We start from the raw sequence: 14,558 nt of genomic DNA, 5'->3' as shown, positions 1-14,558 counted from the left end.
TACTAAAAGTAATTGATATGGTGGAGGAATTCGAATGAAAAAGAAAATTGCAGAATATGAAGTTGGTGAACAAGTCGATGTTTTCTTGTTAATTAAAACAGCGACAAAAGGTTTAGCAAGCAATGGCAAACCATTTTTAACAGTAATCTTACAAGATCCAAGTGGAGATATTGAAGCGAAGCTATGGGACGTATCACCAGAAGTTGAGAAACAATATGTAGCAGAAACAATCGTTAAAGTAGCGGGTGATATTTTAAATTACAAAGGACGTATTCAATTACGTGTGAAACAAATCCGTGTTGCGAATGAAAATGAAGTGACAGATATCTCGGATTTCGTAGAAAAAGCACCAGTGAAAAAAGAAGATATGGTTGAAAAAATTACGCAATACATATTTGAAATGAGAAACCCGAACATTCAGCGTCTAACAAGGCATTTGTTAAATAAGCATCAAAACGAATTTTTAGAATATCCTGCAGCGACAAAGAACCATCACGAGTTCGTATCTGGACTAGCTTATCACGTCGTATCGATGCTTGATTTAGCGAAAGCTATTGCGGCTTTATACCCATCGTTAGATAAAGACTTACTATATGCAGGCGTTATTTTACATGACCTTGGTAAAGTAATCGAATTATCTGGCCCAATTTCCACAACATACACGTTAGAAGGAAATTTATTAGGCCACATTTCTATTATGGTGAACGAAATTGGTAAAGCAGCAGACGAGCTACAAATCGATGCAGAAGAAGTATTAATTCTTCAACACATCGTCCTTTCTCACCACGGAAAAGCAGAATGGGGTAGCCCAAAACCACCATTAGTAAAAGAAGCAGAAATTCTGCACTACATCGATAACTTAGATGCAAAAATGAACATGATGGACCGTGCATTAGGACGCACAAAACCAGGTGAATACACAGAGCGTGTCTTTGCACTTGATAATCGTTCGTTCTATAAACCGACGTTCCATAATTAAGATTGTGAATAAAGTGGCCTCATTAAGTGTTAATAAGCTTAGTGGGGCTGTTTTCTTTATTAAAAATGAAATAGTTAAAAAGATAGTACAGGATTTTCAGCTATTGAATACGCTAGAAAATTCCCATATAGATCAAGTTTAATTGAAGGGGTGAGAAAATATGGATAAAAAAGAGCCTGTTGAATTTATTGAAAAAGCTGGGGCCTGTATTGTTTCAAAAAATATAATAAATAAAACAGGAAAATTGAAATGGATATTGAGAGAGCAATCAATAGATGCGGTAGATAATGGTTGGAGATTTTTTTCAGAAATTGATGATGATGATTACATTAATAATCCTGATAATTTAGTAGTATGTGATTTTAATACTGTAGCAAATATTGAACCGGCTATTCTGGGAATATACGAACTACCAATAGGTAGTGATTTACAATTAGTTTCTGAAAATGGAAAAATAAGATTTATTGATAATTTAACTGGTAAAGAAGTTTGATGAGGATACGAAAATCTAAAGACAACAAGGTAAAATGGTTCGAGGAGATGTAAATTTAACAAGTGTGAGTTCATTAAATATCTTTGAAAAGAATGTGAAATATTATAATGAGCGAGGAACAAAGAGTAACCTTAAGACATTTAATTCTGAGACAGAAGCATGTGAATACTTCTATACTAGTTTAATTGAGATGTTAAAGGAATGGGTGTAATTTAAACCTGAAATAAAAGGGCATTTCCGTTTGGGGATGCCCTTTTATTTTATTAGCGTAATTGCACACACATAGGTTCTATTTGCAATTAAGCAGATTTTATTTCATACAAACATTGCTATACTAATCTAAAATTTCTGTATTTACATTTTTTTCTTTTTGTCTCATAATTTTAACCAGTAAGGAGATTGAAAATATGGGAGTTTGTGTAGACTTATTTAAAGAATATGAAAATAAAGAAGAAGTCGTTTATCGTTTTTTTCCTTGTGAAGATGAAGAAAAAGCAGGGAAAATTCAATTTAATAAACTAGAAAAAAAATCTGTAGAATTAGAACCAGCTAAAGGCGAAGGTGCAAATTATTATTTTCTTAAGGCAGTTGGCGCTATACAAAAACATGTAAGAAATTCACCTGATTTAGTTGAATTCCCTGAATTCTTATTTTCACAATCGTAAAAATAAGAACAAGCTCTCAGTATTGAGAGCTTGTTTTTATTTTATTATTACATATGTCGGACTTGCAGTAATATAGAATGTTTCGCCTTTACTATTATACACTTTATATTGTGGTGTTCCATTAACATTTACCTTTGCATCAATCCTAAACCTAAACCTAAACCTACAGTGCTAGCAACATCTTTATCCTGCATCAAGATTTAAGTAACTCCCTTTTTCAGCCCACACAATATAAGTTTCTGAATTCATTTTAATAAAAACACACGGCAATATGCCGCGAACAAAAACATTGAGTTAATCGATGGTGATGCGCTCATTCATATGATGAAGTTACGAATTTAGTATGTGGGGAATTTTTGAAATCAGATATGGACTTAATTCGTCATGAAATATTCGAATCTCGATTTGAAGGGATTTTTAAAACGGATTATAAAACAGCACATGATGCAACTTTAAGATCCGGTCGCCCTTGGAAAATACCTGATATAGATGCAGAATAAAAATGGAGGAGATACACTATGGCAATCCATATAACAATGAACAAAGAATTTGAAGATGAGGAAATAGTTGTATATCAATTTTATCCCTCGGAATATTCAGATAAAATAGGGAAAATGTATTTTCATAAAAAAGAGCAAATGTTTCATGAAATAGATCCAGTTCCGATAAAATCAGCTGCAACAAGTGAACATTACTTTCATTGTGCATGTAGTAGACTAATGAAATGCATCAAGAGTGGTGGAGAATTTTTGGAAGAAATGACATACGGAGTATAGCATAACAAACAAAGTTAAAAAAAACTGCTCAAATAAAGAGCCGGTTTCTTTTTCATACTGTTACTAGGTTAATAGACTTATACATAGACGTCATTTACAGTAACATCTTTACCCTGCCGAGAAGAGTATTATTGAAACGTAGATCATTAATCTATAAACCCTGCTGATTAATAATTGGAGGAAAAAATATGAAATACATGGCATATGTAGAAAAAATCGATGAGCTAATTGAAGAGGAAGTTACAATAAATATTAACGGTGTAGTGTTTACGGGATTCTCCACTGTTTGTTCATATAAAATTGAAGAAGGAAAAAGTTATCCTGTTATTCTCGACATTACAGTTTTCGATAATATTGAAATAAACGAAGGAATAGATGGAGTTAAAAGTTTAAAAAGAATTGATAATTCTTTTAAGTATCGTATTAGTGGAATGTTAAATCGTGGGTTTATTGATGCAGGGATTATTATTATAGATGAAGATGAAATATTCCCGGAACGCAGTAAATACTTTAACAAGTATGTTGAAATTGAAGTTGATAGAATTAACATTGAATTTTTAAAAGAAGACTAGTCATTTTCAACAATTTCAAACTAGAAATCAGGAAATTATTTTTCTCAGACAACTCCAAACATGAAATTCAATAAAAATAAAGGGGTCTTATTTATGGCAATATGTTTATTAATGACTAAAGAATTTGAGGATGAAGAGATAGTTGTTTATCAATACTATCCTTCTGAATCACCCACTAAAATAGGTAAGATGCACTATAATAAAAAGGAACGAATGTTTTATGATATAGAGCAAGCTCCAGTGGATTCATTAAATATGAGAGAACATTATTTTAATTGTACGTGTACTAGGATTGTGCGATGTCTTAGAAAGAACGAAGAATTTCCAGATAGCATGGCGTATGAAGCATAATAAACGAACAAAAAAAGAAGTCCAACAGGGCGGGTCTTATCTTACTTAACCTCATACCACCGACCACTACGATCAAGGTACCCTTTCACTTCATTAATTTTCCCATCTGGTGTTTCATAAGTGGAGAAAGATCCTGATTTGCTGATGTTGTGTTTTGCAGATGACGTTTTCAACTTTAATCTAGATTGACGGTTCTTTTCTCCACTAATGTTTTTTATATTTACTAAACCATTCTCTAGTCCAAAATGTTATGCAATAAAAAAATATCTCGAATTTGAGATAAATCTCTTGCTTTTTAATCACTTGAGTTGTAAAGTGATAGTAACGAAAGCGATTGAGTCATATGAAGAACATACACTCAGTTGCTTTCGATTAAAAAACAAAGTAACTTATTCAGTAAAAACTAAGATGAATTTACAAAAACATAATGAGGATAAATTGAAAAGCTAAGAAGCATATTATTTTTTAGGTATCACTTGACTAGTAAAATGAAACGGAGGAATTATCAATGTATGAAATTAAAGGGCATCATCACATTTCAATGGTTACAAAAAACGCGAGTGAGAATAACCATTTTTATAAAAACGTGCTTGGTTTACGCCGTGTGAAAATGACGGTAAACCAAGATGATCCGTCCATGTATCACTTATTTTACGGAGATAAAACAGGAAGTCCAGGTACAGAACTATCGTTTTTTGAAATGCCTTTAGTAGGAAAAACGTACCGTGGTACGAATGCAATTACGCGAATCGGATTACTCGTTCCGTCAGAGGAAAGCTTACATTACTGGAAAGAACGATTTGAGAAATTTGATGTGAAACATAGTGAAATGACAACATATGCAAATCGTCCTGCTTTACAATTTGAGGATGCTGAAGGTCTTCGCCTCGTGCTACTCGTTTCAAACGGAGAAAAAGTGGAGCACTGGGAAACTTGGGAGAAATCAGAAGTTCCTGCCGAACATCAAATTCAAGGAATGGGTTCTGTAGAAATGACAGTGCGTAGACTTGATAAACTGGCGAATACATTAACAGATATATTTGGTTATACAGAAGTTAGCCGAAGCGACGAAGAAGCGATTTTCCAGTCTATTAAAGGAGAAGCCTTCGGAGAAATCGTTGTGAAATATTTAGATGGTCCTACTGAAAAGCCAGGCCGCGGTAGCATTCATCATTTAGCAATTCGTGTAAAGAACGATGCAGAGCTTGCTTACTGGGAAGAACAGGTAATACAAAAAGGTTTCCATTCTTCAGGCATTATCGACCGTTTCTACTTTAAAAGCTTATATTTCCGTGAATCAAACGGAATCCTATTTGAAATTGCGACAGATGGACCAGGATTTACAGTTGATGGCGATGTAGAACATTTAGGAGAAAAACTTGATTTACCGCCGTTCTTAGAAGATCAGCGAGCAGAAATTGAAGCGAAATTAGCACCTATTGAAGAGAAAATATAAAGTGAAACTTTAATCATTGGGTGGGGGCTTTATCTCCAATGATTATTAGTTGAACCAATCGGGCTTTTACGGGCAGTTGATCCCAACCGAACTTCTTTGTTTTCTCTGAATTTTGAGGTGGGGATCTTACTGCCCGTTAATGCGGGATAAATTTAAAAACCATTGGAGGAATATAAAATGAACCAATTAAAAGGAATTCACCACGTTACAGCAATTACAAGTAGTGCAGAAAAGAACTATGAATTTTTCACTCACGTTTTAGGAATGCGTCTAGTTAAAAAAACAGTAAACCAAGATGATATTCAAACGTATCATTTATTCTTCGCAGATGATAAAGGTAGTGCAGGAACAGATATGACATTCTTTGATTTCCCAGGTGTTCCAAAAGGAGTACACGGTACAAATGAAATTTCAAAAACTTCATTCCGCGTTCCAACTGATGCAGCACTAGAGTATTGGGTGAAACGTTTCGACCGTCTTGAGGTGGAGCATACAGGAATTAAAGAGCAATTTGGTAAGAACACTCTTTCTTTCGTTGATTTTGATGATCAACACTATCAATTAATCTCAGATGAATTGGATAAAGGTGTGGAATCAGGTACACCTTGGCAAAACGGACCAGTTCCATTAGAATATGCAATTACTGGCTTAGGACCTGTATTTATCCGTATCGCGAACTTTAGTTTCTTTAAAGAAGTGTTAGAAAAAGTTCTATTATTTAAAGAGATTGCTCAAGAAGGAGAATTCTATTTATTTGAAGTAAATGAAGGTGGGAACGGTGCCTCTGTTATTGTAGAACATAATACGGTTCTTCCAGAAGCACAACAAGGATTTGGTACAGTACACCATGCTGCATTCCGCGTAGAAGATCGCGCTGTATTAGAAGAGTGGATTGAGAGAATAGGTAGCGTTGGACTTCCGTCATCTGGATATGTAAACCGTCACTTCTTCGAGTCATTATATGCAAGAGTTGCACCACAAATTTTATTTGAATTCGCAACAGACGGCCCAGGGTTTATGGGGGATGAGCCATACGAAACACTTGGCGAAAAATTATCTTTACCTCCATTCTTAGAGCCAAAACGTGAAGAAATCGAAAAATTAGTTCGTCCAATTGATACAGTGAGAAGTACGAAGGAATTTATTAAAGAGTAACAATAGAAATAATAAGTAGGAGAGCAAGTAGTTTTAGCTGATAGCTGGAACTGCTTGCTTTTTTATTTGGTCTATAAAATTTTCTGAAAAATGTTTCTCAAGTTTTTAAAATAGAAATATTTGGTATAATCCACTTAAATTATAAATTTTCTGACAATTATTTTTCAATGCATAGAAAAGAGGTGATAATATACAATTTTGATAATTGTATAAATATCCTAATTTTGTAAGTTTGAAGAAAAGGGGATGCGAGTGTATGGGAGCAGATGTAGTAACAAGGGAGCAAATGAAACATTCTTTAGATGATTGGTATCGTGTAATGTTGCAGCAAAATATAGAGAAAGCTACGGAGATGAAGGAAGAGATTGATAGTAAGATTAGTGGTTTGGACGTGGAGCAAGATGTATTGCTTTATCATACATTATTAAATTTTAGATATGATGCATTAGTTGATTGGATTTCAGTTAGAGAAGATAGCTTTGATAAAGTGGAATCTTTCGAAATTCCAACAGAAGGATTTTTAGCTTATTATTATCACTTTTTCAAAGGATTTCATTGCACATTAATTTCAAATTATAACGAAGCGAAAGAACAGTATGAACAAGCGGAGAAGTTATTGAAATATATTGCAGATCCGATAGAACATGCGGAGTTTCATTATCGGATGGGGAATTTCTATTATCAAAAATATGACCAGGTTCATGCGATAGATTACTTGAATAGGGCAAAAACAGCATTTTTGCAATATCCAGGCTATGAAATAAAAGTAGGATTATGTGAAAATGCTTTTGGACTATGTTGTGTAGACATAGATCACTATGAATTAGCGGAAGAGAACTTTAATTCTGCTATGGAAGTATTGCAAAAAGCGGATCAAAAAAAATATATGCTAATGGTTCGGCATAATTTAGCTTGGCTTTATGCTAGCCAAAATCTTTCAGAATTAGCGATTCGTCATATATCTGAGGTGACCAAAAATTACCCAGAACACTTTAAAGCCTTGTTTGTAGAAGCACGTGAATATTACAAATTAGGACGATATAATTTAGCGAATCCAATTGTTGAAAAAGGTTTAAATATTTGTGTTAATTTAGGAGAAAAAGAATTTCAACATCGGTTTAAAATTTTGAAAGAACTCAATGGGAAATCTTCAGTATCAATTATTGAAGATGTAATTTTAGAAGGACTTTCTTATTTTGAAAGAGAAAGATTATGGGATTGTATTCAAGAATACACTGAAATTTTAGCACTGAAATTTTATGAGTTTGATGATCATGTTAAGGCAAGTAAATATTTTTATATGAATAATAAGGCTCAAAAAAATATATTGGAAAAGGGAGCGTTAAAATAATGAAGAAATTTCGTTTGGCTATTGTTGGGACTGCATTAGTAGGGGTATTATCAATTGGATTCAATAGTTCTTTTACAAATCAAGCTGTAAATATAGGAGACACAGGAGGGGCACCAGCAAAACCAGACTACGTTAATATAGGAGACACAGGAGGGGCACCAGCAAAACCAGACTACGTTAATATAGGAGACACAGGCGGAGCACCAGCAGATAATAGAGGAGACGGCGGAGTAAGCCAACTATAATGATAAAGAAAGGGACTTCAACATGAAGTCCCTTTCTTTATCATTAGGGTATGTAGAGAAAAGAATTGACTTACTTTAAATGTGTAACTATAATGGTTACAAGATAACCATCACTAATAGAAGTAAGTAATATTTTTTTAGTATAATTGTAACTAACGTAGTTACAATTAAAATTAATCATAAAACAACCAAATAATGTAAAAACTTTAAATAGCAACAAGAGAAAGGAGACGGGAATTTTGAAACGGTTTAAATTTTATTTTATTAGCGGTATTGTGCTCGTTTTGTTAATCGTATGTAACTTCGTTGATAAGCCGATTGCAAAGGTTGGAGAAGTGAAAAATACTGTTATGATGAAGCTGAATACGAAAGAGAGTATGGCGCAAATTGATGGACAGACGATTTATTTTAAGCAAATTGGTGAGGGCAAGCCGCCTTTACTTATGCTTCACGGGTTTGGTGGTTCTTCAGATGGGTTTAGTGATATTTATCCGGAACTTGCACGAGATCACACGATTATCGCGGTTGATATTTTAGGATTTGGACGTTCTTCGAAGCCGGTTGATTTTCAGTATTCGTTCCCTGCGCAAGTGAATTTATATTATAAGTTAATGAAGAAACTCGGATACGATCAATTCGCAGTACTTGGTCATTCGATGGGCGGAGAGATGTCTCTAAATTTAGCGTATTTATATCCGGATGCAGTAACGCATCTCGTTTTAGCGGATTCTACAGGGATCGAGTCTTTCCAGCAAAAAGAAAGCTATGAAGTGCCGCCGCTATCAACGGATTTACAAACTGTAACAGAGATTACAGATTATAATAAAAATGCAGTGAAAAATAGTCGCGACGATAAAGAGCATTATGATCAGCTTACGAAAATGAGAGAGCGCCGCATCGCGATGGAGGCCGATAAAATTAAGGTGCCGACTTTAATTATATGGGGACGACACGATAAGAGCGTTTCTTGGAAAAATGGTGAACTGTATCATGAGCTATTTGCGAATAGTACGTTCCATATCATTGAAAAAGGATACCATGCACCGTTTCGCCAGGAACCAATAGAATTTATGGAATATGTACAAGCGTTCTTCGCGAAGAATCCGCAATAAATTTTAAGCATAAATCCACTTCTTTCCTCATACAGTGAAACTAATAAGGCTTGTCTAAGGAAAGGAATGAAGTTGCGTGGAAACTTTACCATGGTGGGTGTATCTTGTAATCGTCGGGATCGTATTAAGTGGCTACATGGTTTTATATACTTCAAAAAAAGAGCAAGAGATGGATAATGAGTTTATCGAAAAAGAAGGCGAAGTGTATATGAAGCGTTTAGAAGAAGAGCGAGAGAAACGGAATCAGGATACTGATAAGGATTCGGTATTGCTTTAATAGAAATTTTGAAAGGCTATCACCTAGTAGAATTTTATATCTAGGTGATAGCCTTTTTCTTCTGGGGGAGCAGGTTATATAAGTTTAACTTTACATGTATACGAGATTCATCATGAACTTTTATAAATGGTATTTATATATTTTTTTACTCATAAGAATGGAACTAGCGCAGTATTTACTGGGGGGGATTAACAATGCATAGGGATGAAACATCATTACATCCTGATACAGGTGTTACATCTGTAATGTTTGTTGAGCGTTCATTAAATGAAATTCGTTTTTGGTCTAGAATCATGAAGGAGCATTCTTTTTTTCTTCGCTTAGGGTTTAGATGTGAGGATACTCAACTAATCGAAGAGGCTAATCAATTTTATCGATTGTTTGAACATATCGAACAAATAGCGCATTCCTATACAAATGAAACAGATCCTGAGCAAATAAAAAGATTTAATTCAGAAGTACAACAAGCCGCAACTAATATTTGGGGATTTAAACGAAAAATTTTAGGATTAATTCTCACATGTAAATTGCCAGGACAAAATAACTTTCCATTGTTAGTTGACCATACGAGTAGGGAAGCTGATTATTTTAGAAAACGTTTAATACAATTAAATGAAGGTAAATTAGATGCTCTTCCTGATGCTATTATTAAAGAAAATGTTTTCTTTTTAAGGATTATGGCAGACCATGCTAAATTTATTGGTCATCTTCTTGATCCATCGGAAAGAAAGCTTGTAGACACAGCGCGGAATTTTAGCAATGATTTTGATGAATTGATGTATCAAGCAATTGACTTAGAATCTATGAAACCACAATCTCAAACAGTCCCACTTTTAGATCAATTTTTAGATCAAAATCGTGTGTCGGTTGCATCTCTTCGGGATTTTAAGAAAACAGCACGTGATTTAATTGAGCAATGTAAAATAAAGAGTATCATTCATCCATTATTAGCAGATCACGTTTTCCGTGAAGCTGATAGATTTCTTGAAATAATTGATATGTTTGATACTCATCTTACAAATATTCAATCACAACCTAGATATTAGAAGATAAGGAAAGATACTATTTTACTTTCAGCTGAGAAGTTAACAATTTATTGTTAGCTTCTTTTCTTTTTGATGAAAAAGTTTAAAAATGAAACTTTGCGTTATTCTTTCTGGAGAATGATAAGAAGGAATAGCGTATTTTTTATGTCTCCTCCTGTATTTACTAGTGTTCATTAGTTGTATTATTGTTCGGGAAATTATTATAGAAGAAAAGTATATAAAACCAGCGTGATATAAAGTATGAAATAGCGCCATTTTACTATGTAACGCAAAAGTTGCACTACCTACGCAACGACAACTCGCTTTACTCTTCATTAGTTATTTGCCCATACTAGACGTAGAGAGGTGATAAACACAGTATGATTTTTAGTGAACGCTTGAAACGAGAACGAGAAAAACGAAATTGATCGCAACATGATTTGGCTGAAAAAATTCATGTAAGTAGACAATCTGTTTCGAAATGGGAGACGGGAAAGAACTATCCGAGCATTGAAATTATTATTCATCTAAGTGATCTGTTCGGTATTACGATTGATGAGTTGCTAAGGAGTGATGAAGAGTTGACGCAAAAAGTAATTAACGATAGCAAACAATTAGCATATCCAAAATGGAAGGTGTTTTTCGATAGTTTATTTATGATGGGCGTATTTTTATTTCTTACAAAAATCGTTGTATGGACGCTAAATAAGTTTGCCGGAGCGAGCATTACACTTGTAGCAGATGCACCGTATGTAATGAATTTTTTACCCCTCATATTAATGGTTATAGGTGGCACGGCTTCTGATAAGTTGAAGAAAATATATAGATAGAGGAAATAATTTCTCCGCACTAGCTGTTCTTTCTACTCAAATTGTGTACTATAAAGGATAGGATGACATAAAGAAGGGGACATTTAGAATGGAATTTCATGAACAGAAGATTTTGCCGGCAGTGAGGCAAATTAAAGATTTGGAAAAGCTATTACATAGTTCATATGAGTATATTGTTATTTTAGATATTCATGTTGGTCAATTGAAGAGTGTTGTGTCACTTGCGAAGCAGCATAGTAAAAAGGTGTTTTTACATGTTGATTTGATCCATGGATTACAAAGTGATGGGCATGCGACGGAGTTTTTATGCCAAGAATATAAACCGTACGGGTTACTGTCGACAAAGGCGAGCGTGATTATGAAGGCGAAGCAAAAGGGTGTCGTCTCAATTCAACGCATCTTTTTAATTGATTCTAGCGCGATGGAAAAGAGCTGTAATTTGCTAGAAAAGACGAAGCCGGATTATATAGAGGTGCTTCCTGGTGCGCTAACGGATGTGATTGCTGAAGTGAAAGAGCGTACTGGTGTCCCGATTTTAGCGGGTGGTTTCATTCGTACTGTGCAAGATGTTGAAAGAGCTTTAAGTGCTGGTGCGACAGCAATTACGACATCAAAAAAAGAACTATGGAAACATTACCAAAAAAAGTGACGAAAATGTGAAAAAATTCTGTTGACACCGCTTTCATGAAAGGTTAACATTATAGACAAGTTAATAAACGTGACGGAGAAAAGAAGAGATCCACATTTTATTGTTTCTATATATTTTTATATAGAAGCATGTAAGCTGTGGATCTTTTTCTTTTGAAAAAACGAATGGCCATTCATTTTACCTCTATCACATTTGAACGCATTTAAATTGATTGTGGAGGGATTTTATGTCAGCATTTTTAGGGGAATTAATAGGGACAGCGTTGTTAATCGTACTTGGTGGCGGCGTTTGTGCTGGTGTAAGTTTAAAGAAATCGTTTGCGAAAGATTCTGGATGGATTGTTATTACAATGGGCTGGGGCTTAGCAGTTGCTATGGCAGCGTATGCAGTTGGATCAATTAGTGGGGCACATTTGAATCCGGCTTTAACGATAGGACTAGCATTTAAGGGAGCGTTCCCATGGAGTGACGTACCAGGTTATATCGCAGCACAAATGATTGGGGCAATTATCGGGGCAGTTATCGTATATTTACATTACTTACCACACTGGAAAGAAACAGAAGATCCAGGAACAAAGTTAGGCGTATTTGCAACAGGTCCAGCAATTCCGAACACATTTGCAAACCTTTTAAGTGAAATGATTGGAACATTCGTTTTAGTATTTGGTATATTAGCAATTGGAGCAAATAAATTTGCAGATGGTTTAAATCCATTTATCGTAGGTTTCTTAATTGTAAGTATTGGTTTATCATTAGGTGGAACGACAGGATACGCGATTAACCCGGCTCGTGATTTAGGTCCGCGTATCGCACACTTCTTCCTTCCGATTGCAGGAAAAGGCGGTTCGAACTGGAAGTATGCATGGATTCCAGTAGTTGGTCCAATTCTAGGTGGATCACTTGCAGGATTATTCCATCAAGTTGTATTTGAAGGAAAACAAAATGCAGCACTTATTTATGTGATTATTGCAACTGTGATTGTACTAGCAATCTCTTATATGACAAGTAAAAAAAGTGAAAGCACTACAAATAGTAGAAAAGTAGCATAGGGGGAAACCATTATGAAAAAATATATTCTTTCTTTAGACCAAGGAACAACTAGCTCACGCGCAATTCTTTTCAATAAAAAAGGTGAAATTGTTCATTCAGCTCAAAAAGAGTTTACACAACATTTTCCAAAGCCAGGGTGGGTAGAGCATAACGCACAAGAAATTTGGGGATCTATTTTAGCAGTTATCGCAACTTGCTTAAGTGAAGCAGATGTAAAACCAGAACAAATTGCTGGTATCGGTATTACGAACCAACGTGAAACAGCGGTTGTATGGGATAAAACGACTGGAAAACCAATTTACAACGCAATCGTATGGCAATCTCGTCAAACAGTTGAAATTTGTGATGAGCTAAAAGAAAAAGGTTATAGCGAAATGGTTCGCGAAAAAACAGGTCTTTTAATTGACGCATATTTCTCTGGTACGAAAGTAAAATGGATTTTAGATAATGTTGAAGGTGCAAGAGAAAAAGCAGAAAACGGCGATCTATTATTCGKAACAATTGATACGTGGCTTGTATGGAAATTGTCCGGCGGCAAAGCGCACGTAACGGATTACTCAAATGCATCACGTACATTAATGTTTAACATTCACGACTTACAGTGGGATGATGAGCTTCTAGACATGTTAACAGTGCCAAAGAGCATGCTTCCAGAAGTACGTCCATCATCTGAAATATATGGAGAAACAATTGATTATCACTTCTTCGGTCAAAATATACCGATTGCAGGTGTAGCTGGTGACCAGCAAGCAGCATTATTTGGACAAGCTTGTTTCGGTGAAGGTATGGCGAAGAACACTTACGGAACTGGTTGCTTCATGTTAATGAACACAGGAGAAAAAGCAGTAGCTTCTGAGCATGGCCTATTAACAACAATTGCATGGGGTATAGATGGTAAAGTAAACTATGCATTAGAAGGAAGTATTTTCGTAGCAGGCTCTGCAATTCAGTGGTTACGTGACGGAATGCGCATGTTTAAAGATGCAAGTGAGAGTGAAGTATATGCTTCTCGCGTTGAATCAACTGACGGTGTATACGTGGTACCAGCATTCGTAGGATTAGGTACACCGTACTGGGATAGTGAAGTACGCGGCGCTATGTTTGGTGTAACGCGCGGTACGACGAAAGAGCATTTCATTCGTGCAACACTAGAATCTTTAGCGTACCAAACGAAAGATGTATTATGTGCAATGGAAGCAGATTCAGGCATTGAACTGAAAACATTACGCGTTGATGGCGGAGCAGTTAAAAATAACTTCTTAATGAAGTTCCAAAGTGATATTTTAGATGTTCCTGTAGAGCGTCCAGTAATCAATGAAACGACAGCTTTAGGTGCAGCATACTTAGCTGGTCTTGCGGTTGGATATTGGAAAAACCAAGATGAAATTAAAGAACAGTGGCATATGGACAAACGCTTTGAACCAACGATGGAAGCGAAAACAAGCGAAGAGCTATATGCTGGATGGAAAAAAGCGATTGAAGCAACAAAAGCTTTCAAATAATCATAAACAGTGTTATAATGGTGACAAGTTAATAATTCGGTAGGAGATTTGGAGAGACCACAACACGCTAT

At 35.2% G+C, this 14,558-nt stretch carries 18 protein-coding genes and 2 pseudogenes; 19 read left to right on the top strand and 1 reads right to left on the bottom strand.

The window, feature by feature from the left end; all coding sequences use genetic code 11:
• Positions 1-34 precede the first annotated feature (34 nt).
• The 3 genes from yhaM to AC1DMU_RS17400 all read left to right on the top strand — a co-directional run bounded on the left by yhaM (position 35) and on the right by AC1DMU_RS17400 (position 2,137).
• The gene (gene yhaM / locus AC1DMU_RS17410) at positions 35-979 is read left to right on the top strand and encodes a 3'-5' exoribonuclease YhaM (RefSeq protein WP_000726645.1); all 945 of its coding nucleotides are present in this window, start codon (positions 35-37) and stop codon (positions 977-979) included.
• 160 nt (positions 980-1,139) lie between these two features.
• Complete coding sequence (locus AC1DMU_RS17405; RefSeq protein WP_088062295.1) at positions 1,140-1,472, top strand: DUF2185 domain-containing protein; 333 nt, start codon at positions 1,140-1,142, stop codon at positions 1,470-1,472.
• A gap of 407 nt (positions 1,473-1,879) precedes the next feature.
• Entirely contained in the window at positions 1,880-2,137 is a 258-nt protein-coding gene (locus tag AC1DMU_RS17400) for a hypothetical protein (protein ID WP_078417632.1), read from the top strand.
• A 36-nt stretch (positions 2,138-2,173) separates the two neighbouring features.
• Here the strand turns inward: AC1DMU_RS17400 and AC1DMU_RS17395 are convergent.
• Positions 2,174-2,287, bottom strand: a pseudogene (locus AC1DMU_RS17395) (N-acetylmuramoyl-L-alanine amidase); the annotation flags it as partial.
• Between the two features lie 96 nt (positions 2,288-2,383).
• Here AC1DMU_RS17395 and AC1DMU_RS17390 point away from each other — a divergent pair.
• The 16 genes and pseudogenes from AC1DMU_RS17390 to glpK all read left to right on the top strand — a co-directional run.
• A pseudogene (locus AC1DMU_RS17390) lies at positions 2,384-2,479 on the top strand (restriction endonuclease); the annotation flags it as partial.
• 14 nt (positions 2,480-2,493) lie between these two features.
• Positions 2,494-2,637, top strand: coding sequence for a hypothetical protein (locus AC1DMU_RS17385; protein WP_236805537.1), 144 nt, complete (start codon positions 2,494-2,496; stop codon positions 2,635-2,637).
• An 18-nt stretch (positions 2,638-2,655) separates the two neighbouring features.
• Entirely contained in the window at positions 2,656-2,913 is a 258-nt protein-coding gene (locus tag AC1DMU_RS17380) for a hypothetical protein (protein WP_088062296.1), read from the top strand.
• Between the two features lie 188 nt (positions 2,914-3,101).
• A complete protein-coding gene (locus tag AC1DMU_RS17375; RefSeq protein ID WP_088062298.1) occupies positions 3,102-3,485 on the top strand; it encodes a hypothetical protein in 384 nt (127 codons plus the stop codon).
• Positions 3,486-3,578: 93 nt separating this feature from the next.
• A complete protein-coding gene (locus tag AC1DMU_RS17370) occupies positions 3,579-3,836 on the top strand; it encodes a hypothetical protein (protein ID WP_088062300.1) in 258 nt (85 codons plus the stop codon).
• A gap of 508 nt (positions 3,837-4,344) precedes the next feature.
• Complete coding sequence (locus AC1DMU_RS17365) at positions 4,345-5,292, top strand: ring-cleaving dioxygenase (protein WP_088062302.1); 948 nt, start codon at positions 4,345-4,347, stop codon at positions 5,290-5,292.
• 177 nt (positions 5,293-5,469) lie between these two features.
• Entirely contained in the window at positions 5,470-6,447 is a 978-nt protein-coding gene (locus tag AC1DMU_RS17360) for a ring-cleaving dioxygenase (RefSeq protein ID WP_088062304.1), read from the top strand.
• A 256-nt stretch (positions 6,448-6,703) separates the two neighbouring features.
• Positions 6,704-7,798: a response regulator aspartate phosphatase gene (locus AC1DMU_RS17355; protein ID WP_106383138.1), complete on the top strand. Its 1,095-nt coding sequence runs from the start codon at positions 6,704-6,706 to the stop codon at positions 7,796-7,798.
• The gene (locus AC1DMU_RS17350) at positions 7,798-8,043 is read left to right on the top strand and encodes a Phr family secreted Rap phosphatase inhibitor (protein ID WP_215559002.1); all 246 of its coding nucleotides are present in this window, start codon (positions 7,798-7,800) and stop codon (positions 8,041-8,043) included. The genes AC1DMU_RS17355 and AC1DMU_RS17350 overlap by 1 nt, the downstream gene beginning before the upstream one ends.
• Positions 8,044-8,282: 239 nt before the next feature.
• Positions 8,283-9,155 (top strand): alpha/beta fold hydrolase, encoded by an 873-nt coding sequence (locus AC1DMU_RS17345; protein ID WP_000819463.1) that lies wholly within the window; start codon positions 8,283-8,285, stop codon positions 9,153-9,155.
• Positions 9,156-9,231: 76 nt separating this feature from the next.
• Entirely contained in the window at positions 9,232-9,432 is a 201-nt protein-coding gene (locus tag AC1DMU_RS17340; RefSeq protein ID WP_088062310.1) for a sporulation YhaL family protein, read from the top strand.
• A 194-nt stretch (positions 9,433-9,626) separates the two neighbouring features.
• Entirely contained in the window at positions 9,627-10,478 is an 852-nt protein-coding gene (locus AC1DMU_RS17335) for a DUF2935 domain-containing protein (RefSeq protein ID WP_044444076.1), read from the top strand.
• A gap of 419 nt (positions 10,479-10,897) precedes the next feature.
• A complete protein-coding gene (locus AC1DMU_RS17330; RefSeq protein ID WP_252196017.1) occupies positions 10,898-11,287 on the top strand; it encodes a helix-turn-helix domain-containing protein in 390 nt (129 codons plus the stop codon).
• Positions 11,288-11,375: 88 nt separating this feature from the next.
• Positions 11,376-11,936 (top strand): glycerol uptake operon antiterminator GlpP, encoded by a 561-nt coding sequence (gene glpP / locus AC1DMU_RS17325; protein ID WP_000394296.1) that lies wholly within the window; start codon positions 11,376-11,378, stop codon positions 11,934-11,936.
• Between the two features lie 226 nt (positions 11,937-12,162).
• Entirely contained in the window at positions 12,163-12,984 is an 822-nt protein-coding gene (gene glpF / locus AC1DMU_RS17320; protein WP_088062312.1) for a glycerol uptake facilitator protein GlpF, read from the top strand.
• A 12-nt stretch (positions 12,985-12,996) separates the two neighbouring features.
• Positions 12,997-14,487: a glycerol kinase GlpK gene (glpK, locus tag AC1DMU_RS17315; RefSeq protein WP_476941538.1), complete on the top strand. Its 1,491-nt coding sequence runs from the start codon at positions 12,997-12,999 to the stop codon at positions 14,485-14,487.
• Positions 14,488-14,558: the final 71 nt, after the last annotated feature.

The organism is Bacillus sp. 01N45 (assembly GCF_056399205.1).
Note: the sequence above shows the minus strand (reverse complement) of the source record. Positions and strands in the feature narration are given on the sequence as shown.

Coding starts and splice junctions, on each gene's coding strand:
- glpF (WP_088062312.1), top strand. CDS start 12,163: ATGTCAGCATTTTTAGGGGAATTAATAGGGACAGCGTTGTTAATCGTA.
- AC1DMU_RS17335 (WP_044444076.1), top strand. CDS start 9,627: ATGCATAGGGATGAAACATCATTACATCCTGATACAGGTGTTACATCT.
- AC1DMU_RS17360 (WP_088062304.1), top strand. CDS start 5,470: ATGAACCAATTAAAAGGAATTCACCACGTTACAGCAATTACAAGTAGT.
- glpP (WP_000394296.1), top strand. CDS start 11,376: ATGGAATTTCATGAACAGAAGATTTTGCCGGCAGTGAGGCAAATTAAA.
- AC1DMU_RS17400 (WP_078417632.1), top strand. CDS start 1,880: ATGGGAGTTTGTGTAGACTTATTTAAAGAATATGAAAATAAAGAAGAA.
- yhaM (WP_000726645.1), top strand. CDS start 35: ATGAAAAAGAAAATTGCAGAATATGAAGTTGGTGAACAAGTCGATGTT.
- AC1DMU_RS17365 (WP_088062302.1), top strand. CDS start 4,345: ATGTATGAAATTAAAGGGCATCATCACATTTCAATGGTTACAAAAAAC.
- AC1DMU_RS17350 (WP_215559002.1), top strand. CDS start 7,798: ATGAAGAAATTTCGTTTGGCTATTGTTGGGACTGCATTAGTAGGGGTA.
- AC1DMU_RS17355 (WP_106383138.1), top strand. CDS start 6,704: ATGGGAGCAGATGTAGTAACAAGGGAGCAAATGAAACATTCTTTAGAT.
- AC1DMU_RS17405 (WP_088062295.1), top strand. CDS start 1,140: ATGGATAAAAAAGAGCCTGTTGAATTTATTGAAAAAGCTGGGGCCTGT.
- AC1DMU_RS17380 (WP_088062296.1), top strand. CDS start 2,656: ATGGCAATCCATATAACAATGAACAAAGAATTTGAAGATGAGGAAATA.
- AC1DMU_RS17375 (WP_088062298.1), top strand. CDS start 3,102: ATGAAATACATGGCATATGTAGAAAAAATCGATGAGCTAATTGAAGAG.
- AC1DMU_RS17370 (WP_088062300.1), top strand. CDS start 3,579: ATGGCAATATGTTTATTAATGACTAAAGAATTTGAGGATGAAGAGATA.